The organism is Pedobacter vanadiisoli, assembly GCF_042684385.1.
Classification (GTDB): Bacteria; Bacteroidota; Bacteroidia; order Sphingobacteriales; family Sphingobacteriaceae; genus Pedobacter; species Pedobacter vanadiisoli.
Genome location: NZ_JBHULL010000010.1, coordinates 13,007 through 37,686, shown reverse-complemented (window position 1 = coordinate 37,686; position 24,680 = coordinate 13,007). Strand labels below are relative to the sequence as shown.

General features: G+C 39.7%; 26 protein-coding genes. 8 read left to right on the top strand and 18 right to left on the bottom strand.

The genetic code is table 11. The annotated features are described in order from the left end of the window. Positions 1-154: 154 nt before the first annotated feature. The 4 genes from ACFSR6_RS13325 to ACFSR6_RS13310 all read right to left on the bottom strand — a co-directional run bounded on the left by ACFSR6_RS13325 (position 155) and on the right by ACFSR6_RS13310 (position 6,327). On the bottom strand, positions 155-3,256 hold the full coding sequence (locus tag ACFSR6_RS13325) for an efflux RND transporter permease subunit (RefSeq protein ID WP_379079697.1): 3,102 nt from the start codon (positions 3,254-3,256) through the stop codon (positions 155-157). A gap of 107 nt (positions 3,257-3,363) precedes the next feature. Further along, positions 3,364-4,422, bottom strand: coding sequence for an efflux RND transporter periplasmic adaptor subunit (locus ACFSR6_RS13320; RefSeq protein WP_379079695.1), 1,059 nt, complete (start codon positions 4,420-4,422; stop codon positions 3,364-3,366). A 9-nt stretch (positions 4,423-4,431) separates the two neighbouring features. Then, positions 4,432-5,685 (bottom strand): TolC family protein, encoded by a 1,254-nt coding sequence (locus tag ACFSR6_RS13315; protein ID WP_379079693.1) that lies wholly within the window; start codon positions 5,683-5,685, stop codon positions 4,432-4,434. A gap of 198 nt (positions 5,686-5,883) precedes the next feature. Next, positions 5,884-6,327: a hypothetical protein gene (locus ACFSR6_RS13310; RefSeq protein WP_379079691.1), complete on the bottom strand. Its 444-nt coding sequence runs from the start codon at positions 6,325-6,327 to the stop codon at positions 5,884-5,886. 701 nt (positions 6,328-7,028) lie between these two features. On the opposite strand from ACFSR6_RS13310, the gene ACFSR6_RS13305 reads away from it, so the two are divergent. Continuing rightward, positions 7,029-7,604, top strand: coding sequence for an adenylate kinase (locus tag ACFSR6_RS13305; protein ID WP_379079689.1), 576 nt, complete (start codon positions 7,029-7,031; stop codon positions 7,602-7,604). Between the two features lie 163 nt (positions 7,605-7,767). Next, complete coding sequence (gene obgE / locus ACFSR6_RS13300) at positions 7,768-8,763, top strand: GTPase ObgE (RefSeq protein ID WP_379079687.1); 996 nt, start codon at positions 7,768-7,770, stop codon at positions 8,761-8,763. Positions 8,764-8,837: 74 nt separating this feature from the next. On the opposite strand, the gene ACFSR6_RS13295 is transcribed toward obgE, so the two are convergent. The 10 genes from ACFSR6_RS13295 to ACFSR6_RS13250 form a co-directional block, all read right to left on the bottom strand. Continuing rightward, positions 8,838-9,257 (bottom strand): thiol-disulfide oxidoreductase DCC family protein, encoded by a 420-nt coding sequence (locus ACFSR6_RS13295; RefSeq protein WP_379079685.1) that lies wholly within the window; start codon positions 9,255-9,257, stop codon positions 8,838-8,840. Beyond that, positions 9,242-10,063 (bottom strand): hypothetical protein, encoded by an 822-nt coding sequence (locus ACFSR6_RS13290; RefSeq protein WP_379079683.1) that lies wholly within the window; start codon positions 10,061-10,063, stop codon positions 9,242-9,244. Before ACFSR6_RS13290 ends, ACFSR6_RS13295 begins: the two co-directional genes overlap by 16 nt. Positions 10,064-10,070: 7 nt before the next feature. After that, a complete protein-coding gene (locus ACFSR6_RS13285; protein WP_379079681.1) occupies positions 10,071-10,622 on the bottom strand; it encodes a hypothetical protein in 552 nt (183 codons plus the stop codon). Positions 10,623-10,676: 54 nt separating this feature from the next. Next, positions 10,677-10,979, bottom strand: a complete 303-nt coding sequence (locus ACFSR6_RS13280; protein ID WP_379079679.1) for a hypothetical protein — start codon at positions 10,977-10,979, stop codon at positions 10,677-10,679. Positions 10,980-11,255: 276 nt separating this feature from the next. Then, positions 11,256-11,909, bottom strand: a complete 654-nt coding sequence (locus tag ACFSR6_RS13275) for a response regulator (RefSeq protein WP_379079678.1) — start codon at positions 11,907-11,909, stop codon at positions 11,256-11,258. A 126-nt stretch (positions 11,910-12,035) separates the two neighbouring features. Beyond that, the gene (locus tag ACFSR6_RS13270; RefSeq protein ID WP_379079676.1) at positions 12,036-12,833 is read right to left on the bottom strand and encodes a sensor histidine kinase; all 798 of its coding nucleotides are present in this window, start codon (positions 12,831-12,833) and stop codon (positions 12,036-12,038) included. Then, complete coding sequence (locus tag ACFSR6_RS13265; RefSeq protein WP_379079674.1) at positions 12,817-13,479, bottom strand: hypothetical protein; 663 nt, start codon at positions 13,477-13,479, stop codon at positions 12,817-12,819. Before ACFSR6_RS13265 ends, ACFSR6_RS13270 begins: the two co-directional genes overlap by 17 nt. Positions 13,480-13,493: 14 nt before the next feature. Beyond that, complete coding sequence (locus ACFSR6_RS13260) at positions 13,494-13,988, bottom strand: hypothetical protein (protein WP_379079673.1); 495 nt, start codon at positions 13,986-13,988, stop codon at positions 13,494-13,496. 184 nt (positions 13,989-14,172) lie between these two features. Continuing rightward, the gene (locus tag ACFSR6_RS13255; protein ID WP_379079671.1) at positions 14,173-14,919 is read right to left on the bottom strand and encodes a YdcF family protein; all 747 of its coding nucleotides are present in this window, start codon (positions 14,917-14,919) and stop codon (positions 14,173-14,175) included. A gap of 99 nt (positions 14,920-15,018) precedes the next feature. Then, on the bottom strand, positions 15,019-15,384 hold the full coding sequence (locus ACFSR6_RS13250) for a YtxH domain-containing protein (protein WP_379079669.1): 366 nt from the start codon (positions 15,382-15,384) through the stop codon (positions 15,019-15,021). Between the two features lie 186 nt (positions 15,385-15,570). On the opposite strand from ACFSR6_RS13250, the gene ACFSR6_RS13245 reads away from it, so the two are divergent. From ACFSR6_RS13245 to ACFSR6_RS13235, 3 genes are all read left to right on the top strand, one after another. Continuing rightward, positions 15,571-15,951, top strand: coding sequence for an OsmC family protein (locus ACFSR6_RS13245; protein ID WP_379079667.1), 381 nt, complete (start codon positions 15,571-15,573; stop codon positions 15,949-15,951). Positions 15,952-16,038: 87 nt separating this feature from the next. Then, entirely contained in the window at positions 16,039-17,292 is a 1,254-nt protein-coding gene (locus ACFSR6_RS13240; RefSeq protein ID WP_379079665.1) for a DUF2130 domain-containing protein, read from the top strand. Positions 17,293-17,482: 190 nt separating this feature from the next. Then, a complete protein-coding gene (locus tag ACFSR6_RS13235; protein ID WP_343523192.1) occupies positions 17,483-17,959 on the top strand; it encodes an acyl-CoA thioesterase in 477 nt (158 codons plus the stop codon). Between the two features lie 213 nt (positions 17,960-18,172). Here the strand turns inward: ACFSR6_RS13235 and ACFSR6_RS13230 are convergent, their stop codons facing one another. The 4 genes from ACFSR6_RS13230 to ACFSR6_RS13215 all read right to left on the bottom strand — a co-directional run bounded on the left by ACFSR6_RS13230 (position 18,173) and on the right by ACFSR6_RS13215 (position 21,964). After that, positions 18,173-19,924, bottom strand: coding sequence for a HAMP domain-containing sensor histidine kinase (locus tag ACFSR6_RS13230; RefSeq protein ID WP_379079663.1), 1,752 nt, complete (start codon positions 19,922-19,924; stop codon positions 18,173-18,175). A 665-nt stretch (positions 19,925-20,589) separates the two neighbouring features. Beyond that, positions 20,590-20,721 carry a hypothetical protein gene (locus ACFSR6_RS13225; RefSeq protein WP_379079661.1) on the bottom strand — a complete coding sequence of 44 codons (132 nt, stop codon included), beginning with the start codon at positions 20,719-20,721 and terminating at the stop codon, positions 20,590-20,592. A gap of 446 nt (positions 20,722-21,167) precedes the next feature. Further along, positions 21,168-21,299 (bottom strand): hypothetical protein, encoded by a 132-nt coding sequence (locus tag ACFSR6_RS13220; RefSeq protein ID WP_379079659.1) that lies wholly within the window; start codon positions 21,297-21,299, stop codon positions 21,168-21,170. Positions 21,300-21,442: 143 nt separating this feature from the next. Then, on the bottom strand, positions 21,443-21,964 hold the full coding sequence (locus ACFSR6_RS13215; RefSeq protein ID WP_379079657.1) for an NADPH-dependent FMN reductase: 522 nt from the start codon (positions 21,962-21,964) through the stop codon (positions 21,443-21,445). A gap of 180 nt (positions 21,965-22,144) precedes the next feature. Here ACFSR6_RS13215 and ACFSR6_RS13210 point away from each other — a divergent pair, with 180 nt between their 5' ends. The 3 genes from ACFSR6_RS13210 to ACFSR6_RS13200 are packed head-to-tail and all read left to right on the top strand — an operon-like array spanning position 22,145 to position 24,574. Beyond that, positions 22,145-22,948, top strand: a complete 804-nt coding sequence (locus tag ACFSR6_RS13210) for a ParA family protein (protein ID WP_379079655.1) — start codon at positions 22,145-22,147, stop codon at positions 22,946-22,948. Between the two features lie 7 nt (positions 22,949-22,955). Beyond that, complete coding sequence (locus ACFSR6_RS13205) at positions 22,956-23,864, top strand: ParB/RepB/Spo0J family partition protein (RefSeq protein ID WP_183768387.1); 909 nt, start codon at positions 22,956-22,958, stop codon at positions 23,862-23,864. Then, positions 23,864-24,574, top strand: coding sequence for a DUF5683 domain-containing protein (locus ACFSR6_RS13200; protein WP_379079653.1), 711 nt, complete (start codon positions 23,864-23,866; stop codon positions 24,572-24,574). Before ACFSR6_RS13205 ends, ACFSR6_RS13200 begins: the two co-directional genes overlap by 1 nt. The last annotated feature ends 106 nt before the right edge of the window (positions 24,575-24,680 follow it).

Below are 24,680 nucleotides of genomic sequence, written 5' to 3'. Positions count from 1 at the left end.
AAACCTATAAGTGAGGATGAACCAAAAAGTGGCTACTATGGTTAGGCAAAATGGTTCGTCCTCGCTCATATTTTTGAAAGTAGCAGAAATTGATTGAAAAGGAGCTATTGAGACAGTGGGAATGTGCAGAATGAAGAGCTATATTTTCTGTATTTTAGTTAAGTCGCTTCTTTTGGAATTTCAATCTTAACTGTTCGATAATGAGGTACATGGCTGGCACTACAAATAAGGTCAGCACCATAGAGCTGGTCAGGCCGCCAATGATTACCCATGCCATCCCGTTTTTGATCTCAGAACCTGCTCCGCTCGCAATGGCAATTGGAAGCATGCCTAAAATCATGGCCAGCGTAGTCATCAATATTGGTCTCAAACGTTCTTTTCCCGCTTCAATCAGCGCAGTTTTTACCTCAAGATGCTTTTCCGCTCTAAGCTGATTCGTGAAATCGACAATCAGGATCGCATTTTTGGAAACCAATCCAAGCAACATAATCATACCTATAATAGAGAAAATATTCAGGGTTTCCATGGTAAGGGCTAGTGCCAGCAGCGCACCTACCAATGCAACAGGAATGGAAAATAATACTACAAATGGATAGACCGCACTTTCGTAAAGTGCAACCATAATCAGGTAAACCAACAGGATTCCGATAACCAGGGCCAGGCCAAGACTGGCGAAGGCATCTCCCTGATTTTTAACATCGCCGAGATATTCAACAGTAATTCCCGGGGGTAATTTAAGTGCGCCTGCCTTTGCTTTTATATCACTGGAAACAGTGCCGGTCGGCCTTCCGGAAACATTTGCATTGACGGTGATAGAGCCCATCCGGTCAATACGCTGGAGGATACTTTCGCCCAGGCCTTGGTTAATCTGAGCAAATTGTGACAGGCTAAAGCTTTGGCCATTGGAATTTGTAAAGGAAAGCCTCCCTACATCTTTCATTGCCGAGCGGTCAAACCGATCCAGGCTTACCAGGATCTCGTGCTCATTGCCCTGCTCCTTAAACTTACTCTTGTTATTGCCGCTAAACGCATTTTGAAGTGACAGTCCTACCTGTGTAGCATTAAGTCCTAAGCGAGACATCTTTTCCCGGTTCAAATGGATCTCAACCTGGGTGATTTGATCTTTTACTGAAAGTTGAACAAATTGCGTACCTGGCACACTGGCCACCAGGCTGCGGTATTGCTCGGCCAATTTCCTTACCATTGTCCGGTCTATACCCTTTATCGCAATTTGGATAGGTATGGAACTGGCATTACCTGTGATTGATTTGGCTGATGAGGTTACTCTTACGCCAGGAATCTGTGCGCTAAGCTTTTGTTGAATTCTTATCCCAAATTCATCAGCAGTATAGTTTCTATATTTTTTATCTTTTAAATTTATCGTTATCTCAGCGCGATTTGTATTGTTATTCGATCCCACAACTCCTCCACTCACAAACCCTATGCTTGAAAATACGTGGTGTACTTCAGGCTGTGACATGATAATCTTTTCTGCCTGTTGCGTAATCATGTTGGTTTGATAAATGGATGCAGAAGGCTCAAGTTCCAAGTTGATCAGAAGTTCACCCTGATCACCCGAAGGAATGAACGAAGCACCAATAAAACCCTTGCCGATTAGCATAAAAGACCCTAAAATTAATAACAGAACTCCAGATAAGAGCCATCTTTTTTTTTGCAGGATGATCTTCAAAAAATGCCCGTAACCAGCCTTTATATCCTCAAGAAGATTTTCAAATGCAGCATTGACACGGTCCCACCAATTTTTTTTGCCCAGGTGTTCGAGTTTTCCGAACCTGCTGGATAACATGGGAGTGACTGTAAAGGATACGAATAAACTCATGAGGGTAGATACGATAACAACGACCGAAAACTCTCTAAGAATGGCCCCGATCATTCCACCGGTGAGGGCAAGAGGTAAAAAGACCACTACATCTACCAGCGTGATGGCGATTGCTGTAAAACCGATTTCATTGCGCCCGTCAAGCGCTGCTTTCCGACGCTCAGTACCCATTTCCATGTGCCGGTAAATATTTTCCAGTACCACGATCGAATCGTCTACCAGAATTCCAACAACCAGCGACATGGCCATCAATGTCATCAAATTCAAAGAAAAACCCATCAGGTACATCACAATAAATGTTGGGATAATGGAGCAGGGGAGGGCCACCATAACAAACATCGAACTGCGGAAACTATGTAAAAAAGCAAGCATTACCAGGCCAACGATAATCACAGCCAAAGCTAGGTCTTCCATAACAGCATTTGCTGACTTGAGTGTATAGGTAGATTGGTCGCTCGATACAATAAAACGTATTCCCTGAGGTTTGTATTGTTTTTCCAGCCTGTTAAACATCGTTTTGATGCCTTTGCTTACATCTACTGCGTTGGCATCGGTCTGTTTAATTACCTGTATACCGATAGAGGGTAAGCCGTTTATGTGATTAACCGCTGTTTCTTTAACATTGGCATCTACTATTTCACCAAGGTCTTCCAAATAAACCGGTCCCATGCCTGCCTGCTGCTTGATCACAGTTTTGGCGAGTTGTTCGAGTGAGGCTATATTGGCGTCGAATTGTATGGCTACTTCCTCGTTCTGTGTCTCGATGAGCCCTGCAGGAAAAGAACGATTTGCATTTGCAATGGCGTCGCTAACCTGGGTAATGTTTAGGCCATAGGCTTTTAGTTTGTTATGACTGATATTTACCTGTATCTGGCGTTCTTCTCCCCCAATTATATTGACCTGCCCTACACCAGTAACATTTTGTAGGATAGGGCGGATCTCCCTATCTACAATGTCATATAATTCCCTGGCTGATAAATTTGCGGTCACGCCCGCCCTGATCACTGGAGTTTCCTCGAGGTTTATTTTATTGACTTTCGGCCGATCGATATCTATGGGCAGATCATTCTGTGCCTGGTCTGCTTTTCGTTGTATATTGCGATCTGCCTGATTTACATCCGTGCCGCTTTTCAGTTGTATAGTGATCTGAGAGACCCCTTGCTGAGAAGTGGCGCTGATCTTTTCAAGGCCTTCTACCGAAGCAAAAGCATCTTCCAGTTTTTTGGTGACAGCACTTTCCACCTCAGCAGCAGAGGCACCAGGATAAATTGTACTTACCGATACTGTTGGCACCTCTACATTAGGTAAAAGTTTATAGCTCAGCTTAAAATAGCTCAAACCTCCAAAAAGGAGTAAGACAGTAAATATGACGATGATGAGCAAGGGCCGCTTGATGGCAATTTCCGCTATAGACATTTTTGAAAAGTTTAATTTTTTGTATACTTTATCGTTTGTTATAAAACAGACTTTAAACAGTGGCTTGGCTTAGCGCGTAGTTTTGAACCTTAAAAATGGCGCTTATATTATTTAGGGGTGCTGACTAGGCTACCGTCTTTCAGGTTAATCTGACCAGAGCTAACTACCTGTTCGCCAGCTTTAAGGCCTGATAGAACTGCAATGAACCCACCCGTTTCCTGTCCGACCCGGATGGTCCGTAGTTTTGCTACACCGTGATCCACTAGGTATACAGCCGGTTTCTGGACACTCTGAGTGATGGCTTCACGCGGAATGACCAATACCGGAGCGGTATTCTTACTTGGAAAATTTACATAGACAAAGGTTCCGGCACGAAGTGACAGCCTGGAGTTATTGTCGACCTGGATTTCGGTCAAAAAATTATTTGCCTGGTCTGCCTGAGGGCTGATAAAGCTCACCCTGCCCACGAATGCTTCGTTGGGGTAAATATCGGTGTTAACCCTGACCTGTTGGCCCTTGCGGACCTGATAGGCTTCGGCTTCGCTTAGGTTTACCTGCACATTAATTTTAGCCAGGTTTACAATCGTTGCAACCTCTGCGCCGGCATTTATAAACATGCCCTGCTCAACAATTTTGGAAGCAATCATACCGCTGATAGGAGCCTTAATTTTCGCATTGCTCATATTTTTTTTTGCCTGCGCAACCTGGTTCAGGGCGCTTGTATAATCCTGTTTCAGGTTATTTACCTGTTCCTGTGTGGCCGCCTGACCTTGAAGAAGTTCAGTATAAGTATCAAGGTCGGCATGTAATTTTGAGGCAATGCTTTGCGCTTTTTCCAATTCCAGCTGTTGCACCCTGGTATCTGCCAATGCAAGCAACTGACCTTCGGCGACCATATCGCCAAGATTAAAATTTACAGCCGATAAGGTACCACTTGCACCTGCCAATACTTTGGCTTGCTTATAGGGGATGAGATTTCCGGTTTTGACGATACCCGTTTCGATTTGCTTATGGATTACTGTAGCGGTTTTAACCGGAATCCGGATATTCTGAGCGCTCTGGGCCCTGTTTTTTTCATTAATGATTTTTTTATTGGAGGATAGCTTAAAAACCATCAAAATCACTAATGCAAACAGTATGATGATGATAACATATTTTTTCTTCATATATAGATATTATAAATCATTATAAAATGTTTTTAAGCTGCCGGCGGCTTTTTCGATTTCCATCCTGGCCTGAAAATAGGCGTACAGGGAGTTGAGGTAATTGTTTTGTGATTCTTTTAATGCATTTTGTGCATTCAGCCATTCGGTGATATTCGTAGTGCCCTTTCGTAGCTGCAAATCAGTAGTATTAAACACGGCCTGGGCCAACCCAATATTACGTCGGTTGTTTTCCAGATTGCTTTGCTCTCTGATTACCTTTGTGTGTGCATTCAGGTATTCAATCTTAAACTTATCCTCATTTATCTTTACCTCTTCCTGTGCATTTAAACTTTTGTACTTTGCCTGGTTATACTGGGCACTACGCTTAAAGAAATCAAAAAAAGGAATGCTGAGTTTCAGCCCTACGGACGAGTAAGGAGTGAGTGTAGAAAATGCAGACCCTGGATGGTCACCAAAGCCAATTGCACCATATTGTGCATAAGCTGTGAGTTTTGGCATCGCGGTAGCCTTAATCCTTTTCTGATCAATTTCCAACAGTTTTGCATTGATCTTTGAAAGCTGAAAATCAATCCGGTTATCCAGGCTTAAATGCCCGGACTCTACCGGATGCTGGGATACCTGGACGAATAACTTTTCGGCCGATATACTGTCCAGTGCCAGCGGCTGGTCAAGCGGATATCCCATTTCAAATTTCAACTGATTTTCGCAGAGAATAAGATTGCTTTCTGCTACCTTTAATTGGGCAAAAGTATTGTTATAATCAACGCTTATCCTGTCAAGATCCTTTTGCAGGAGCACACCCTTTTTAACCTTCAAAGCATTGATTCCCTGCTGTTGTTGATAAGCCTGAAGATTCTCTCCCAATAGGTGTAGCTGTTCACGATAAACGAAAACCTGGGCATAGGCATTTCCTATATTGTAGATGATGGTTTCTTCACTCTGCCTTTCATTTAAGGTAGCCTGTTGTGCATTATAACTATTTGCCTTCAAACCTATCAGTAAAGACTGGTCATAAACCGTCTGGTCAATCCTGGCTGTGTGGTTGGTGTTTATTTTTTTAGTAAAGGCAACCCGAATATCATTGGGGCCGAAAATCCCCCCTGGAATAACCGTCTGCTGAACCTTTAAATTGTTATCCAGGCTACTGTTTATTCCGATACTGGGTAAGTATGCAGCAAGCATTTCCCTGGCTTTTGCATCGGCAATTTTTTTTTCGTTCGTGTAGATCGTCCTGTTTCGGTTATGCTTTAGTCCGTAATCCATGCATGCTTTTAGTGACGATGGCACCTGAGCGGATAAACCAAGCGGAAAACAGGCTAATAAAAGTAATGAATGTCTTGTATGCATGGTATCAGATGTTCTTACAGGTTTTGGAAGTACTATCCCCTGTTTGCGCAGTAGCCGATTTTGAAGGGATCAAAATGATGATTGAAAACACAATGCTTTTACCTGTTTTCATTATTATTTGATGGGATGGATTATGGAATGGGAAAAATCAAAGAGGAATACCTCATCAAATGAATTAAACAGTTGGGCATTTTTCTCGTTGTTTAGTTCACGCGGGTGCTTATCCTTTGTAAAGGAGAGGACCAGCCAGGACTCCTCGTTGAAAATGGCCTTACCATGGTCAGTTTCCGTTGTATGCTGCCCAAATTTGTAAACCCCTGTGTCGTGCAGGTCAACTAGACAGACCTTCGCGCGAATCTCCTCGTCCTGAATGGTGTAAGATGGGTATTGCCGCCATTCAGCTATTTGCATGGAAGGCCTGTAGCATAAAATAAAATGGGAAAGACAGGCCAGAGTACCATGCTCCATGGAGGGAAAAGTTTCCCTTTCTATGTGCGGTTTGGTAGAAATCTTTTTTCGCTCCAATAACCACTGATGCTGTACTGTTTTCGCTTTCATGAAACCAAAGAAAGCTGTTGAAACAGTACTAAACTGCGTTTTTATACCAAATCCCAGAGTTTTTATACCAAATCCCTAATTTGGCAGGTTTAGTTTTTTGGCCAGCTGACTAGTATGAAGGTCAACCTAAGTACTGTCGGTCTTAGCCTGTTATCTATTATGCGCTTCAAAGGGAGGGTGGTATTTTTTTTAGCGGTCTATCTGAATTAATTGTTCAACTGTTTACCCTAGGGGTGCACGATAAAGAGGTTGCATCATAAACAAGTTGTACTAGGCCAAAATACGGCTTTACTGGGCCATACTTTAAAGATGTAAATAATACTTATTTCTTATTACTGTTATTTCTTAACCCTCCCTGCTTGGCGGATAGTTTTTTTAGTTTCCCGTCAGCCTGCAGGATTGTTTATTGCTTTTTAAAATTCAAGAGTATTGTTTGGTTAAAGCAGTTGGTATTTGAAGAATATTCTGTCAAATATGAAAATCGCACAAGATTCTTTTTAGAAGAAGATAAATGTCATTAAAATAGCGCTTTTTTAAATAAATTGTCAATTATAAATGGCATCTAAATTAATAATTATATATTTGCAGCCTTGAAAAGTGAACAATGTCTTGACCTATAATACAGTGTTTTGCATTTTTATTTGGATAGAGCCATAGGAATAAGGCTTTTTAATTTTTTGAAGACAACCTAAACAACTTGAATGCTTAATTTAGTTCTCTTTGGCCCTCCGGGGGCGGGTAAAGGCACCCAATCTGAAAAACTGATTGAAAAATATCAGTTGGTACACGTTTCAACAGGCGATCTTTTTAGAGCACACGTTAAAGGAGAAACCGAATTAGGAAAAAAAGTAAGCCAATTGTTGGCTGATGGGGAATTGGTTCCGGATGCGATTACAATTGCCATGCTTGAAGAAGAGGTAGATAAAAATCCTGATGCAAAAGGATTTGTGTTTGACGGATTTCCACGTACCGTACCACAAGCGGTTGAGCTTGATTTGTTTTTAGCGCGTAAAGGCAGTAAAGTTGCAGGTGTAATTGCACTGGATGTTGATCAGGACGAGCTAACCAAGCGAATTGCCGAACGGCACAAAATAAGTGGCAGACCTGATGATGATGCTGAAAAATTAAAAAAACGCATTTCAGAATACTTTGATAAAACCATCCATGTATTACCTTACTACGAGGAGCAAGGTAAATTGAACAAGGTAAATGGAATCGGTGATATTGAAACCGTGTACAATAATCTTTGTGCTGTAATCGATCAATATAAAGTATAAAGTTCAAGCAGTTACTATTAAGAAAATTGAATCGGGGTTAATTTTATTATCCGGATTATTTCAAAAACATACAAAGAGTTATAATGTTAAAAACGTTATAACTCTTTAATTTTAAAGGAATTGTTGTTTTAACATTCCAGTATTAACATTTCAATATTAAAATATGTCGCAGGGTTCTAATTTCGTAGATTATGTAAAAATCTGTTGCCGTTCTGGTAAGGGCGGGGCAGGCTCAGCACATTTACACCGTGATGTTTTAACCTCTATGGGTGGCCCTGATGGCGGCGATGGTGGTCGTGGTGGCCACATTATCGTTAAAGGCAGTATTCACATCTGGACCTTATTGCACCTTAAATACCGCAAACACATCATCGCAGAAGATGGTGGTGCAGGTGGCAGTTCGCATAAATCGGGCAAACAGGGTAAAGACGAAATATTGGAGGTTCCTTTGGGCACCATAGCCAAAAATGCTGAAACAGGAGAAGTACTTTTCGAAATTACCAAAGATGGCGAAACTAAAATATTAACCCCTGGTGGTCGCGGTGGTTTGGGTAATGCACATTTTAAAAACTCTGTGCAGCAAACACCCCGTTTTGCACAACCGGGTGAGCAGGGACAAGAGGTTTGGAACATTTTAGAATTAAAAGTTTTAGCCGATGTTGGTTTGGTTGGTTTCCCGAACGCAGGAAAATCCACTTTACTTTCTGTAGTTTCTGCTGCTAAGCCAGAAATTGCCGATTACCCTTTTACAACCATTGTTCCAAACCTGGGAATTGTAAGTTACAGGGGCGGAAAATCTTTTGTGATGGCCGATATTCCAGGAATCATTGAAGGCGCATCACAAGGTAAAGGCTTAGGATACCGTTTCTTACGTCATATAGAGCGTAATTCTGTGCTGCTATTTATGGTTCCGGCTGATACAAGCCGCTCAATTAAAGAAGAATACGAAATTCTTAAAAGTGAGCTGGAATCTTATAATCCTGAATTAATGCAGAAACCCCATGTTTTAGCCATTACCAAGTCAGATATGTTAGATGAAGAACTGATGGAAGAAATGAAGCAGGATCTGCCAGATATCCCATCGATATTTATTTCATCGGTAGCAGAAAAAAATATTTTAGAGCTAAAAGATATGCTTTGGAAAGCAATTGAAGCATAATCTTTAAATTTATCTTAATAAGTTGGTTTGCAGAACACCAATACGATATTCTGCAATTACTAAATCGATCGCTTTTAAATTAAAAATTTACTTCTAACCTCTTCTGTTGGCAGCATGCAGCTGTTTGTTTGCCCCAATAAAGCATACCGGTTATTGGCAAATATTTTATACAAGCGGTTTCTTATGCAACCAGGTATAAGATAACCCAGATTAATTAATGGCGACCACCAGGTGCCCAGGTTTTTAAGGATGTATAACACGGCCTCCGATTGGGTTAAAAGTTTATCGCCACTTATTAATACAATACTATTGAGTTCGTTAAAATTAACCTGGTGTTGCTGGGCTAATTCTGATGCTGCCCTGCTTTGCAATGGAGCGAAACTAAATTTGTTTGCCCGGTCGTATACAATAATATAATTGATATAACGGTTGCAAAAATTGCAGACGCCATCAAAAAGAATAATATCTTTCTGCCTGTTTAAAAAAGATGCCATGACATTTGATGGTTAACAAAATAAATTGCCGGATAAGTAGCCATAAAAGCCCAGAAGAATGAGTTCAGTCCCATAATTACCGCGGTAAAAAAATGAAATACAAATCCCCAGATCAGGAAAATAAGAGCAAACTCCCAGGGTAAGAACAAACACAATGGGAATATACTTTCCATAATGATTACATTCCAGCATAAAAAACGGTTTGCTACAGGATATTTCTTTAAAAAGAGTGTAGCTTTTTTAGATCCATAGGTTTTAGTAGAGAAGACATCTTTTATAGCGGTTCCTGAGCGCCACTCTGAAGATACCAGCTTGGCAATACCTGCAACGGTATAAGACAGACAGGCCTGCAGGGCGATGAACCATAATCCAATGTCTCTTAATTTGCTGCTAGACAAAACAGGTAAGTTGCACAAAATCAAAGTAATGATAATTAACATACTCATTTGGTCAGAACCATCGCTGCCGTAGTAGGTCGCCAATGATGCCACCAGTAAACTTGTGCCCAACAAACTGATTAATACCCAGCCTGTTGTGCTCTGTAGCGGGAAAAAGAACAACCCGGCAATGAGTAAACACCTGATGATGAAAAGGGCAGTCAGCCCCGATGCACTAAATAATTTAAAAAAAGGCCTTAAAAGTGATTTTTGATCCTGTTTGGTCCATTTTAGCTGCATTACATTCCAGGATAACAGCCCGTTTGGAGAAAAAATCTCTACTTTTTTAAGGTACTCGAGGGTCGAAATTAACAAACCTACACAGAGTATGAGGAGTACAGTTTGCGATATGTCGTTAAATAAAATCATGGCCAATTTATATTTGATGAAAAACAGATAATAAGATTAATGCCGGTTGGGTTTCTTTTTGATAGCCTGATGACTCGGCCAGCATAAACTGCCGGTAACAGTTCTGCGATCTTTTTTTGTATTGACTAACCGCATGTAATACGATAATATAAGGGGTAGAAAACATGAGCAAATTAAGATTGCCTGTTTTTTCCCGGTAAGAGGGGATGCTGGATACAAGGCTCTGCACCACATCTGATAATATTTTTTTATCCCGTTTTTCAGGGTTCCATAACCACGACCAAAAAGTGCGTTCTTCGGTAATTTCCATTTCCTGCCATTCGCTATAATCAGTCTCTGTTACCTTATCTCTAAACAATAAGTGGTAATCCCTCTTACCGGGATGGGGAGCAAAAAATGTCCATAAGGGGATGAGATTGAAAAGATCTATTTTATACCTGATGAACCAGGATATTTTGGTTTCCCTGAACTGGCACAATACGGTTGCTATAAACCAGCAGGCCAGAAAAACAGTTACTACGATTTCATAAATAACTGTAGGATCTAATTTCGGTATCATAATTTCAAATAGGTTAGAAAAAGTAGGGCACGTATACGTGCCCTACCTAAATTGTTAATGGAATTTTTTGCGAAGTTCGATCAGTTTATCTAAAGATAAACCATTGTTGGCTTCTTTAGCAAGACTGCTGATTTCTTCTTCTTTCAAAGAACTGGCCGCACCAATTGCTTGAACTACCTGGGTAACTACTGGTGTAGCCTTTACGGTTACTTTAACTGCCTGTACCGCAGTACGTGCAATTGCTGTAATAAATAGTGGGGCTGCTGAATTTGATTCAACAATTTCATCGCTCTGTAGGTCGGCGATTAAGGCATCAAGAATTGCTAATTCTGCCTTGGTTAAGCTTGACTTTGCCATTTCGTTTTTTTTTTTGAGGTAAATAAAATAATGTTTAGTGTGCCTGGTTTTGAAGCTTCGTTTGCACAACATAAAGGTCGGTACAGCCATGTTTTTATAACAGCGTGATAATACCTATTCATAAAATAGAGTATTTCTACGTAGTTACTAGGGTAAAAAGTTGCGATGTTTAAGCTAAAACACCGAAATACAAAACCCAGAACGTTTTTGTAGCGTTTTATTCACACGAAATTACCTCGATAAACAGTGTCAGAACTCGTTAAGAGGGGAGAAGGATTATTCTACTACACCATTTTTAATGGCGAACATAACCAAGCCGGCAGTATTGCGTACACCTGTTTTTTCAATCATACGCATCCTGATACCTTCAACCGAACGTGGACTTAAAAAAAGTTCAGTGCCGATTTCTGTGGCAGTTTTCTCGTCGCAGATCATCTTTAATACATCCAATTCGCGTTCAGAGAATTCTATAGTCTGATTCAGCGATAGTTTAATCGGACCTTTAAAGGTAAGTTTTTTTAAGAGTGCCTTGGTTACAATGTCGTTAAAATAGTAGCCGCTTTCATATATCGAATAAATGGCTTTCCTGATTTCTTTTGGGTCGGTATTTTTTAGGAGGTAGCCATTAGCGCCGTTTTCCATCAGGTGGATAATGAATTTAACATCATCATACATCGTTAAAACCAGTATTTTAATGTCATTGGAATATTTTTTCCGGATTAACTTCATGGCTTCAATACCATCCATTAGAGGCATTTTAATGTCCATCACAATCACATCAGGTGGCAGTTCCTCGAGTTTTTGCATAAGTTCCTGCCCGTCCGATGCCTCAAATATCACTTCCAGATTTTTGTCGCGGTTAAAGCCAACCTTTAGTCCGTCTCTGAAAATGCTATAATCATCTGCTATGGCTATCCGTATTTTGGGCATCGTTATTTAATTATGTCTAAAATTAATAATCTTTTATAATAAAATAAAGACATATGTTGCATTAAAATACTACTTATTCGTATTATTTGTTTAAGCTGAGTCGCCGTCATAATATGATAAGCTATCTTAATCAACAGGTATTTTAATCTCGATAAGATAATGATCAGCCTGATGTGAAAATTGGAGTTCAGCTTTAAGCAGGATCATCCTGTTCTCGATATTTTTCAGTCCTAATCCGTCTTTAATGAAGCGCAGCTCCTCAAATTGCACCTGTGTAAGGCCATTTCCGTTATGTGAAATCGTAAAAACCAGGTTATTATTAATATAATACGATTGTATATAGATATGGTTAGCCTTGGCATGTTTGATGATATTATGGATCAGTTCCTGGATAATCCGGTAGATACTGATGTTTTTCTGGCTTGCTTTTGTACAGTGTTCGCCGGTTAAGTTTAAGTCGATTTTAACAATGCTGTTATGGCTAATTTTTCCGCAGAAATGCGAAATGGCTTCTTTTAAACCAAGTTCCTGTAAAATGCTGGAATGGAGATTGTGCGAAATGCCCCTGATTTTATGAATGCCTTCGTCCAGCAAACTTTTGCCTTTCTGGTACATTTCTTTGCTGATCTCGTCACAATCATCAATATTGATTCCATAAAAATGTAGGCTTGATGAACCGAGGATAGCCCCAACTTCATCATGCAGTTCTTCGGCTATGCGGTGCCGCTCAATTTCTTCACTTCTTACAGCCGCTTCTATCAGTTTATTTTTCTGGGCATTTTGTAAAGCTTGCAGATTAAGCCTGTATTGAAGCTTTTTACGCTGCATAAAAATAAAAATAAGGAGTATGCTTATAAATAACATCAGCATGGCCGCAATACCGGCCATTAACATCAGCGTGAACTTATTATTTTCCTGATTCATAAAATCCTTTGGCGATAAATAAGTTGAAAATAATATAAGAGATATTATGCAGGCTCCACAAACTGATAGCAATCTTTTTAAAATGTATGGTAAGCTCGTTGTATAACAGGAATATAAAGAAATTCAGGGCCACAAAAATACCCAGACCTGTAATGATCCAAAAATCGCTGTTGGTAATCCTGGTAGCCACATTCTCATTTATTTTGAATAAATAATATTGAATAACATAGAACAAAAGAAGAATGGCCTCGGTAGAGAGTAAGCGGCTGCTCAATTCCCAGTAATCAAAAAAGTTTTCGAAAAAAGTGAAATTAATGACCAGGAAAACGGTGAAAAATATTGGAATAGCCCTCTTCAGGCTAACTAAAAATGGCTGATCTAAACGGATAAAAAAAGCACTGAATAAATAAAAGCGAACGATTGAATGCACATTGTACAGGAAATTATTTGAATTATAGGCTACAGGCAATATATTTCTGAATTTCCAGATGAGATCTATGGAAAGATTGATCATCAATGCTATCCATACATAAAAAACAACCAGTTTAAGGCGTACTGGTTGTTTTTTAAAAAATAATACGGATAATGGGATCAATAACGCCCATACTTCAGACCAATCAATAATATATTGGAATATTTTAAGCATCTGCGATCAGAATGTTAATGAGCGCTTATGGTTGCCGGAGGCGAAGGATTGGTGAAAATAGGGTCTGTATTATTATCGAAAATTAATTCAACATCTCCGGTATCGATCCTTTTAAAGCGCTTTACGTCATAAAAAACATGTCCACGGTTAACATTCGGGATGAAGACCAGGTAATCTGGTTTGTCGCCATTCACATCTGGAGTGTTAATCAGTAACAGGATATCGGCAAGCGAAATGATATTGTTACTCATTACGATGGAGCCGCTTAAATCCAAAGCGCTATTGTTGTAAACCTCAAGTTTATCAAAATAACTGCTGTACTGGTTACTTGCTGCCATATATGCATAAGCAATAAGCTGTAAAGGTTTGGACGGCTGATCTGTTTCAGGAAAGTAATAGCAAAATACAAATTGGTCAACGCCAGGTGAATTCTGGATTAATGATTGGATTGCGCTGATTTCGTACTTTAACCAGTAAAATTTTTGGGTTTGTTTTTCTTTTGTGAGCATGTTATATATATAGATTTTATGTTATAAAGATATATAAATTCGTATACAAAACATACTTTCTTGTAAAATTTAAAATACTACATGTATCGATAATTCACCATATATATTGTCAGTGTAATAGATTGATTGTTTGTGTGGTTATTATTGGTACGGAAGGTTTAATATGAACCGGTTATTTAGCCGTTTAGTTCCTGATCCGGTCTACAATTAGGCCGATCCACTCTTTAAATAACATTTCCCATGCCCCTAACGAGCCGGCATTTGGAATAAAAAAATCACTAAATACAAATTCGGTGTTTCCAGAAAAATTAGTGGGGTAATAGTCTATTTTTTGCCTGGCCAGTTTATTAAAAATCAACCTTGTCCTGGGTATGTGCCATGCACTGGTAATGACCAATATTTTGGCCTTGGGATTCTTTTTTTCGATGAGTGCCAGACTGTACCTGGCATTCTCGATAGTGTTTCTGCTTTGGTTCTCAATCAGTATGGCAGAATCCGGAATGCCGATTAATTTTAAATATTTTAAGGCCAAATCGGCTTCTTTTACTTTTTTATCAATCAGGTTTGCACTTCCACTGCTCAATAAGATTTGTTTAATATTACCCTTTTTATACAGGGCAATGGCCTGAAATAACCTGTCGCCCGCGCCATTAAAAGCAATTTCGTTATTGCGTTTATTCAGCCCGGAAAAACCTCCAAGTACAATGCCTACATCATAGTGCTGCAATTTGGGATAACCCGCCTCATAGCCGTTTACAATTTTGCCAACAATGAAACCATTGGAGAAAACGAAGAAAATAGATAAGGCACAGATTGTATATCTTTTTCTTAGTTTGGCTTGTTTTGATGTAACTGCAAAAATTAAAAGCACAAAAATCCACACTATGGGCTTAATAAGGAAAAGCAAAATCTTGGAGAGGATAAAAAACATGTTTCGCTATTATCCTGTAAAACTAAGAAATTGTTTAAACGCTAAAGTGGTTTGACCGGTATTAAATTCTCTTATAAGAAAAGCCATTTCTTATATTCTTTACCCTTGTCCTTCCTGTACCTGACCGTTTTCGTGTGCATTTTCTAAAATTTCCTGTACATCCGATTTGCGTTTCTTGGTAACTTTATGTTTGAAATGAGGAACTTCATGTTGAACAATGTCTTCTTCAATGGCCTCTACACCAAATACTTTTTCTTTTAACAGGTTATATTTGTCTTGAAAACCATAACGAAGATTTCTGGCCCCACCTGCAATTTTTCCACGGGTACCCGCTCCGCTATCCGGGGCGAATAAAATACTGATTACTGCGCCCACCGCCAAACCAGCTACTAAAGCAAGTGCCACCTTTGCACTGTTATCCGGTTTATGCTTTAAATATTTTCCAATTAACTTTCTGTATTTCATGATTATGTGGTTTTAAAGTTGAACAATTTGCTTTTAATAATGTTTGATGTTTTTTGATTTTGAAAACAATAACCATAGGTTTTGGATAATGCTCCCCAGGTTCACGATTATTTCAAAAAAAAGACCAGACTTTTACCTAAGTTTAAAGTTAAAGCGCAATATTTGGGCTACTAAAACGAATTTATAATGGTTAAAGCAACAATAAATAAAGAACATTATGCCTGTTCGGTCACAAATGGTTCTCATGATATTATAGTAGATGAGCCTTTAGAGTTGGGTGGAACGCATAAAGGATTTGCACCAAAAGGATTATTAATGGCCTCTTTGGCATCCTGTGTGGCCATTACTTTAAGGATGTATGTGGATAGAAAGGGATGGCCTATCGATAAAATTGAAGTGGAAGTAAACATTGATGCCGAAAATGGCGAAACAATATTCCTGGAAGAGATTACCTGTACGGGGGTACTTACCGAAGAACAGAAAATCAGACTGGAAGAAATCGCATCAAAATGCCCGGTAAGTAAAATCCTGGCTGCTGGTCATGAAATCAGATCAAAAGTGCTTTAGGTAACGATAGTGCAAAACTCCTTTATACAATCATAAAGCTTTAATATCTTTGTAATCTGCAGTGTTCGCTGCGGTAAAAAATAATTTATGCCTACCGAAATAAAATGCCCAAACTGTGCCCATGTTTTTCCGATGGAAGAAGCCATGGCCGAAGATTATAAGAAAGAGTTACGTGAGAAAGCGGCTGCTTATGCAAGGCAGAAAGATGAAGAGTATCAACGTAAACTGCAGGTTTTTGAGTCAGAAAAACAGCAGCAGTTGAAAGCATTTGAAGCTAAACTGGCTGAAGAGAAAACCAAGCTTAAGGATAACTTAGAGGAAAACCTGCGCAAAAGCATTTCGGCCGATTTTGAAACCAAACTGCAGATGCTGGAAGGCAACGCGAAAGAGAATGCCGAAAAACTTAGGCTTGCCCGCGAAAAAGAACTGGATTTTTTACGCCGTGAGGAAAGCCTGAAGGTAAAGGAAGAAGAAATGGAACTTGCTTTTCAACGCAAATTGCAAGAGCAGCGTAATGAGCTGGTAGAACAGATCCGTAAACAGGAGGCAGAAAAAAATAGCATTAAAGATACAGAGCATCAACTGCGCTTAAAGGAATTGGAAAAACAGCTCGACGACCAGAAAAAATTGGCCGAAGAAATGAAACGCAAAGCCGAACAGGGTAGTATGCAATTGCAAGGGGAGGTACAGGAATTGATCCTGGAAGAATTGCTCCGGACCAATTATCCTTTTGATTTGATTGAAGAAGTAGGTAAAGGGGTACGTGGGGCAGATTGTGTTCAGGTAGTGCGCAATCAATTTGGACAGGAATGCGGTAAGATTATTTATGAAAGCAAGCGTACCAAAGATTTTGGCGGCGACTGGATCGAAAAATTAAAGAAAGATATGCGCAGCATGGGCATTGATGTTGCAGTAATCGTGAGTCAGTGTTATCCAAAAGGGATGAACTGTTTCGGGCAGCGTGATGGGGTTTGGATCTGTTCCTTTGAAGAAGTAAATGCTGTGGCTTATGTGTTGCGTGAAGGTATTTTGCGTTTAGCAGGTGCAGTAAAATCGCAGGAAAACCGCGGTGAAAAAATGCATATGTTATACGACTATTTAATGGGTGCAGAGTTTTCTGAACAATGGAAAGCCATTAGGGAAGGTTTTATGAGTATGAAATTATCCATACAACGCGAGCGTGATGCCATGGAGCGTTTATGGAAAGCACGCGAAAAGCAATTGGAAAAAGTATTGTTAAATGCTACCCATATCCGCGGTTCTATTGAAGGGATTGCAGGCAGTGATAGTGTGCAGTTGAGTTTAACAGATGAAGATGATGATACGTTATTATTAGAATAGCCATTGGGTTATTTCCTGCAGATTTCACTGATAATCGCAGAAAAAGGAACCAATTTGCGAAAATCATCTTTAAATCCGTGGGGCTATTTTTGTATACCTTACAGATCATAATGACTGACTGTTAGAAAATATCTTATTTTGTAATATCTTAGCACATACATCAAGACAAGCAATTTAACCCGACATTACCATGCCCAGAACCAAAAATCATATCGAACTGCAATTTTTAAGCGAACCATCTGATGTTAATTATGGGGGTAAGGTACATGGTGGAACGATGATGAAGTGGATTGATCAGGCTGCTTTTGCCTGCGCCTTGCAGTGGAGCCAGACCTATTGTGTAACGGTTTATGTTGGTGGAATCCGTTTTTTTCATCCTGTTCATATCGGGCACCTGGTTAAAATGGAAGCTCGTATTATTTATACAGGTAAAACCAGCATGCATATTGCGGTTGATGCCTTTTCTAAACCGGTAGATCAGGCCGATTTTGTTAAAAACACGCATTGTATTATTGTTTTTGTTGCTGTGGATGACAATGGACAACCGAAGGCAATCCCTGCCTTTAAGCCCAAAACCGAAAAAGAAATTGCCATGCATGGTTATGCCATCAAATTAATGGAACTGCGTAAAAGTATTGATAAAGAAATGGAGCCGTATATCGCATAACTGGTAATGTTTTAGCGAACAATTTTAACCACAGAGAAAACGCGCCGAGAACAAAGTTTAGTTGTTTAGCCATGCCGACATTTAATTCTCTGCGCCCTGTGAAAAACTTCGTTTGCTTTTTGGTAAAATGAAAGAAACTCCGTGCTTCTCTGTGAAAAACCCTTTGCACGTTGTGTTAAATAACATCTCGTTCTCTGTTGGTAAGAACAAAGCTTAAACCACAACCGGCAGGCTAAAACAGAACTTACTGCCTTCGCCCATGGCACTTACCACCCATATTTTTCCGTTTTCGGCTTCGATAAAATCTTTGGAAATAGCCAGGCCCAATCCAGATCCCGATTTATTTTGCCCGTCGGTAGGTACCTGAAAATACCGGTCGAATAGTCTTTTTTGGTATTTTTCTTCGATACCTTTTCCAAAATCGCGCACAGAGAACTCTATAAAATGATCTTTTTGAAAAATATCAATCATTACTTTCGACTTTTCAGAACTATAGCGTAATGCATTCGATAAAAAGTTAACCAGCACCCAGGCCGTTTTTTGGATGTCGGCATTCACATTGGGCAGATTTTTCTCGCAGTTTAGCTCGAGGTTAATGGATTTTTGCGCTGCCTGGAATTTAACTGCATCTATGGCATATTGTACAATATCCTCTGGTTTGGTAAGGGCGAAGGTGAGTTTTAAATTGCCGGTTTCTACCTGCGAAAGATCGAGCAGTTCGCTGGTTATTTTTAAAAGCCTGTCGCTATCTTCTTTAATATGGTTAAGCAGTTCGTGCTGCTCTTCGTTCATTGCGCCTATGCGCTCATCATTAAGCAGTTTCAAGCTCATTTTGATGGATGACAGAGGCGTTTTTAATTCATGCGAAACTGTAGCGATAAAGTTTGTTTTGGCCTCATCCAATTCCTTAAACTGCGTAATGTTTTTCAAAATATAAACGCTTCCTGCCGATTTTGACGAAGCAATTAAAGCTTTTTCTTCCTGTTCTTCGTAATTTGGGATAATAATTTCGCGGTTTTCCAAAAGGAAATAAGACTCTTTCTCATCAGCATAAATTTTTAGTGTATTGTCATCTGTTTCAGGCTTGATGATGCGTTTTAATAGTTCATTTTTCTGCATCAGTTCTGCAACATTCTGTCCGATTACTTTATTTTCATCCAGGTTCATCAGTTTTGCGGCCAAGTGGTTTAAAAATAATACTTCGCCTTTTTCATTTAAACCGATAATGGCGTCTTGCATCTGTGCAATAATGGCTTCTATACGCGACTTTTCTGATTTGATTTTTGATAAATTACTGTTTTCCCATTCGTTTAGTTTAACTACCATACCGTTAAATGAGTGGGCGAGCTCAGTAAATTCGTCGCCATTTTCGAAATGCAGGCGCTGTTTGTAATTTTTACGGCTAATTTGTTTAATGGCAGCACTGAACTCGGCCAGCGGATTAGCCACAAAACCCGGGAAGTTGACGATAAAGGTGAATAGAATAATAAAACTTAAGGTAGCAGCGATCATAATATACAGGTTTGCCCTTGACGAAGCTTCGTTGGCCTGCTCATTCTTATCATAAATGGCTTTCATATTTACCTGTTCTATATTTTGGAGTGCCTGGCGTAAATCTCGAATGCGGTTTGCCTGAATAACTGTTGGCTGTGGGTTTTCCAATGTTTTAAAGGCTGCTTCCAATTGCTGGTAAGCCACTTTTTCACCTTTTTCGGTAATGTTTTTACCTTCATTTTTTAAATTTTCGGTAAAAATGGCCTGTTGCGAGCCACTTAACGGAAAAGAATATTGATCTACAATATTGCGCATAGCAGCAACATAGTTGAGCGATTTGTAGTTGTCTTTAAGGATCACTTTCGATTTATCAGATAGCTCGTTTAAGTAAAAAAGGGCGATCAATCCGAAGGATAAAACGATTATAAAGAGAAACCCGAATCCGAGGCGGAGCTTGGTTTTTATTTTCATGACTTTTTAATTTAACCGCAAAGGGTGGAGAGGTTTTCGCTAAGTAACGCAAAGCAATTTCTCTCATTTTGTGTAAAAATAGCTTATAATTAAATTTATTTCCTGATGAACTAATTTACATAACAAAGGTTAAATAAATAGCATCTGTTTAGCCTGTAGTCAATAGCTATGCCAACAGATTGAATGGTTGGTTAAGTTGTTGTTTTTTAGTTTAATACGGTGTTTTTTGCAATTATGTTAAGCAAAAAACCTTTTCATTTTGGAAAGGTTTTTGTCAAAATGAAATGTGGTTTTTGAACTTCAAAGTACTCTTTTTTGTTCCTAAACCTGATCGGTGCGAACACGGAGTGCAACGGAGTAAAGCAAAGAGCAGGACTAACGATCCCATGAAACACGGGTTTTGCTTTCCGGTATAGGAAGAAAATAATCTTTCTTTTTTTGGAAAGCAGGTTCAGTGGCATTTGGGTTAATGCAATCCCGCTGTACGCTTTACTTCGTGTCGCTTCCATCGGGTTTAGGTGGCCCGGCCGGTAACAATATTTGAGGCTGCAAAGCGCCGAAATACAATGACCTTGAATTATTCTTGCGGTTTATAGCACTGTTCTGTGTACCTAAACCTGATCGACGCGAACACGGAGTGCAACGGAGTAAAGCAAAGAGCAGGACTAACGCTCCCATGAAACACGGGTTTTGCTTTCCAATACAAGAGAAAATAATCTTTCTTTTTTGGAAAGCAGGTTCAGTGGCATTTGGGTTAATGCAGTCCCGCTGTACGCTTTACTTCGTGTCGCTGCCATCGGGTTTAGGTGGCCCGGCCGGTAACAATATTTGAGGCTGCAAAGCGCCGAAATACAATGACCTTGAATTATTCTTGCGGTTTATAGCACTGTTCTGTGTATCTAAACCTGATCGGTGCGAACACGGAGTGCAACGGAGTAAAGCGAAGAGCAGGACTAACGCTCCCATGAAACACGGGTTTTGCTTTCCAGTATAGGAAGAAAATAATCTTTCTTTTTTTGGAAAGCAGGTTCAGTAGCATTTGGGTTAATGCAGTCCCGCTGTACGCTTTACTTCGTGTCGCTTCCATCGGGTTTAGGTGGCCCGGCCGGTAACAATATTTGAGGCTGCAGAAGATGAAAAATTAATCTTAAAAGAAAGATTTTTAAGGTCACGGCACCCTCTTTTGTTCCTAAACCTGATCGGCGCGAACACGGAGTGCAACGGAGTAAAGCAAAGAGCAGGACTAACGCTCCCATGAAACACGGGTTTTGCTTTCCAATACAAGAGAAAATAATCTTTCTTTTTTGGAAAGCAGGTTCAGTGGCATTTGGGTTAATGCAATCCCGCTGTACGCTATACTTCGTGTCGCTTCCATCGGGTTTAGGTGGGCCGGTCTGTAGAGATATTAATGTGTAAAACTCCAAATGTTCCTATGGAACGAAACGCCAATTTGTAATTGGCCACCAAGGAATCGTCCCGAGCGGACGACCTGGCAATCTTCAGAAATAAGCTGTTTTATTAAAAATTGATAAACTTTTCGATCTGCTCGTTGGTGAATTTTATCGTATCAGCCTGATGGAAATTGCCTTCAGCATCCAATTCGGCCTTAATGTTTGGGATATGCAGGCGCAGGGGCAGTATGTTGAGGTGGATATAATGGCAAACGCCGGTAAAATGATCAACCCCGCGGATATTTCCATATTTACCGGAAGAAATGCCCACTAAAGCAGCCTTTTTATCATAAAAACTATCGGGGAAATTAGCGGCATCAATCAGCACTTTTAACACACCCGGATAACTTCCGTTATACTCGGGCATGATGAACAAGAATTTTTCGGTCTGGTTAATCATGTTCTGGATTTCTTGAAAAGCTTCTGATCTTTTGCCATACATATCTGTATTCAAAACATCCACAGGAAGGTGCTCCAAACCGAACAAATTTGTGTCAATACCTTTTTCTTTTAGTTGCTTTTGGTAATATTTAGCAACTTTTAGCGTATTGCTATTGGGCCTGTTGGTAGCGGCTATAATTGTGATCATGGATAATTGTTAATAAGATGTGTAAAACCCAAACACGCTTCTTGCTAAAATTGACATATAGTTTGTATCTTAGCTGATTGTGAAAAAGGCCGTAAACAACGCAAAAATAGAACTTTTTGCCTATTAAAACGCATAAATAACACAGCCCAAATAAACGTTAAGTAAATTTCGGATACATAGATGAGCAAAATTATTGCATTAGCAAATCAAAAAGGTGGCGTTGGTAAAACAACTTCATCTATAAACCTGGCTGCGAGTTTGGCCGTGCTAGAATACAAAACTTTATTGGTAGATGCTGATCCTCAGGCAAATTCGACTTCGGGTATCGGTTTCGACCCCCGGAATATCAAAGATAGCATTTATGAGTGTATCATTAATGATATCGATCCTACATTGGCCATCCAAAAAACAGATACGCCTAATTTAGATTTGCTACCTGCCCACATTGACCTGGTTGGTGCAGAAATTGAGATGATTAACCTGAACAACCGCGAGTATAAAATGAAAGCGGTGCTGGAGAAAATCAAAGATCAATATGATTTTATCATTATTGATTGTTCGCCTTCACTGGGCTTAATCACGATTAATGCCTTAACAGCGGCCGATTCGGTAATTATTCCGGTTCAGTGCGAGTATTTTGCACTTGAAGGTTTAGGTAAACTCTTAAATACCATTAAAATTGTTCAGAACCGTTTAAATACTAACCTGGAGATTGAAGGTATCTTATTAACCATGTACGATGTGCGTTTACGTTTATCGAACCAGGTGGTAGAAGAGGTTAAAACACATTTTAACGAACTGGTTTTCGAAACCATTATTCAGCGTAATACCCGTTTAAGTGAGGCCCCAAGTTACGGTGTATCGGTAATTATGCATGATGCAAACTGCAAGGGTGCCATTAACTACCTTAATCTGGCGCGCGAAATTGTGAAAAAGAACGGTTTGTTAAAAGAAGAAGAAAACATAGGAACAGCAACTTTATAAATTATAAATGACATCTTTTCAGCGAAAAACAGGTTTAGGAAGAGGGTTAAGTGCGCTTTTAGATGATAGCGAATCTGCTCATCCACCGAAACAGCAGGTAAATGCTGTTAGCGAAACCGAGCAGATTGGCAATATCAGTCACGTAAATTTAACTGAAGTTGAAACCAATCCATATCAGCCCCGTACCGAATTTGATCAGGTAGCCTTAAATGAACTGGCCGATTCGATAAAAGTGCAGGGCCTGATTCAGCCGATTACGGTAAGAAAACTGAGTGCCAATAAATATCAGTTAATTTCTGGTGAGCGGAGGTTCAGGGCATCTAAACTGGCCGGTTTAACGCAGGTACCTGCTTACATCCGCAGCGCCAACGACCAGCAGATGCTGGAAATGGCCCTGATTGAAAATATTCAGCGCGAAAATTTAAATGCCATTGAAGTGGCGTTAAGTTTTCAGCGTATGATTGATGAAGTGGGGTTAAAACAAGAACAATTAGGCGAAAGGGTAGGTAAAAACCGTACCACGGTGACCAATTACCTGCGTTTATTAAAACTTCCACCAGCTATACAGGCTTCTATCCGCGACCAGAAAATTAGCATGGGGCATGCAAGGGCCTTAATTAATGTTGATGGTGTTGATAAACAGTTATACATCCACCAGGAAATCCTTGATAAAAATCTTTCGGTACGTAAAGTAGAAGAAATTGTCCGCAACCTGCAGCATATCCCTTTGCCTGCAAGCGAGAAACAAAAAGAAAGAGCGGTTTCTTTTCAATACCAGAAATTGCAGGACGACCTGGCTTCTAAATTTGCTACCCGTGTAAAGTTAAAAGTGAGTCAGAACGGTAAAGGGGCGATAGAAATACCTTTTATGAGTAATGATGACTTAAACCGAATTCTGGAATTATTGGACTGGTAATGCAAAAGACTAAGCTTTTAATACTGGTTGTTGCATTTACATTTCTTTTTGTAAACTTAGCCTCGGCGCAGGTTAAAGATACGGTATTAAAACCTGCTGATACGGCTAAGATTAAATTATCCAAACCGTTAGATACTGCTAAAAAACCGATGACCAGAAGAGATTCGGTGAAAGCTAAGTATGTTAATCCGGGTAAGGTTGCCGGTAGAAAAGCTGTTTTCAGATCGATGATTATTCCGGGTTGGGGCCAATTGTATAATATTCAGATACTTAACGATGGTTACGGCACAAGGGCTGGAAAAAGCCAGTTTTTTCAAAAGCTGTACACTGGTGGCAAAATTGTAGCTATTTATGGTGGCGCCACTGCACTTACTTTATCTCTAATCGATAGCAGGAAGAACTATAAACGTTTCTTGGCAGAGGCACAATACCGGGAGAATAACCCGGGCAAGAAGTTAGATTTAACACAATACAGTGACCAGGGTATTCTCGATGGGAAAAGTTTGTATAAGCGGAATTCGCAGATTGTGTACTTTTCTTACGGGTTACTTTATGCAGCCAACATTATCGATGCCTATGTTGCAGCCCGTTTGCATTTCTTTAATATTGATGATAACCTTTCTTTTAAGGTAATGCCGTCAATAATTAATACCGATTCGATGTATGGCTTAAATTTAACACCTGCATTAAAATTGTCACTTACATTTTAATGCCAAAAATCATTATGACAACCAATATACAGGATATATATTTGAAAATATGATGGTTTGCCGCTAAATAGCTTAGCTTGAGGTAAGAAACAAGAATAGAAACTAA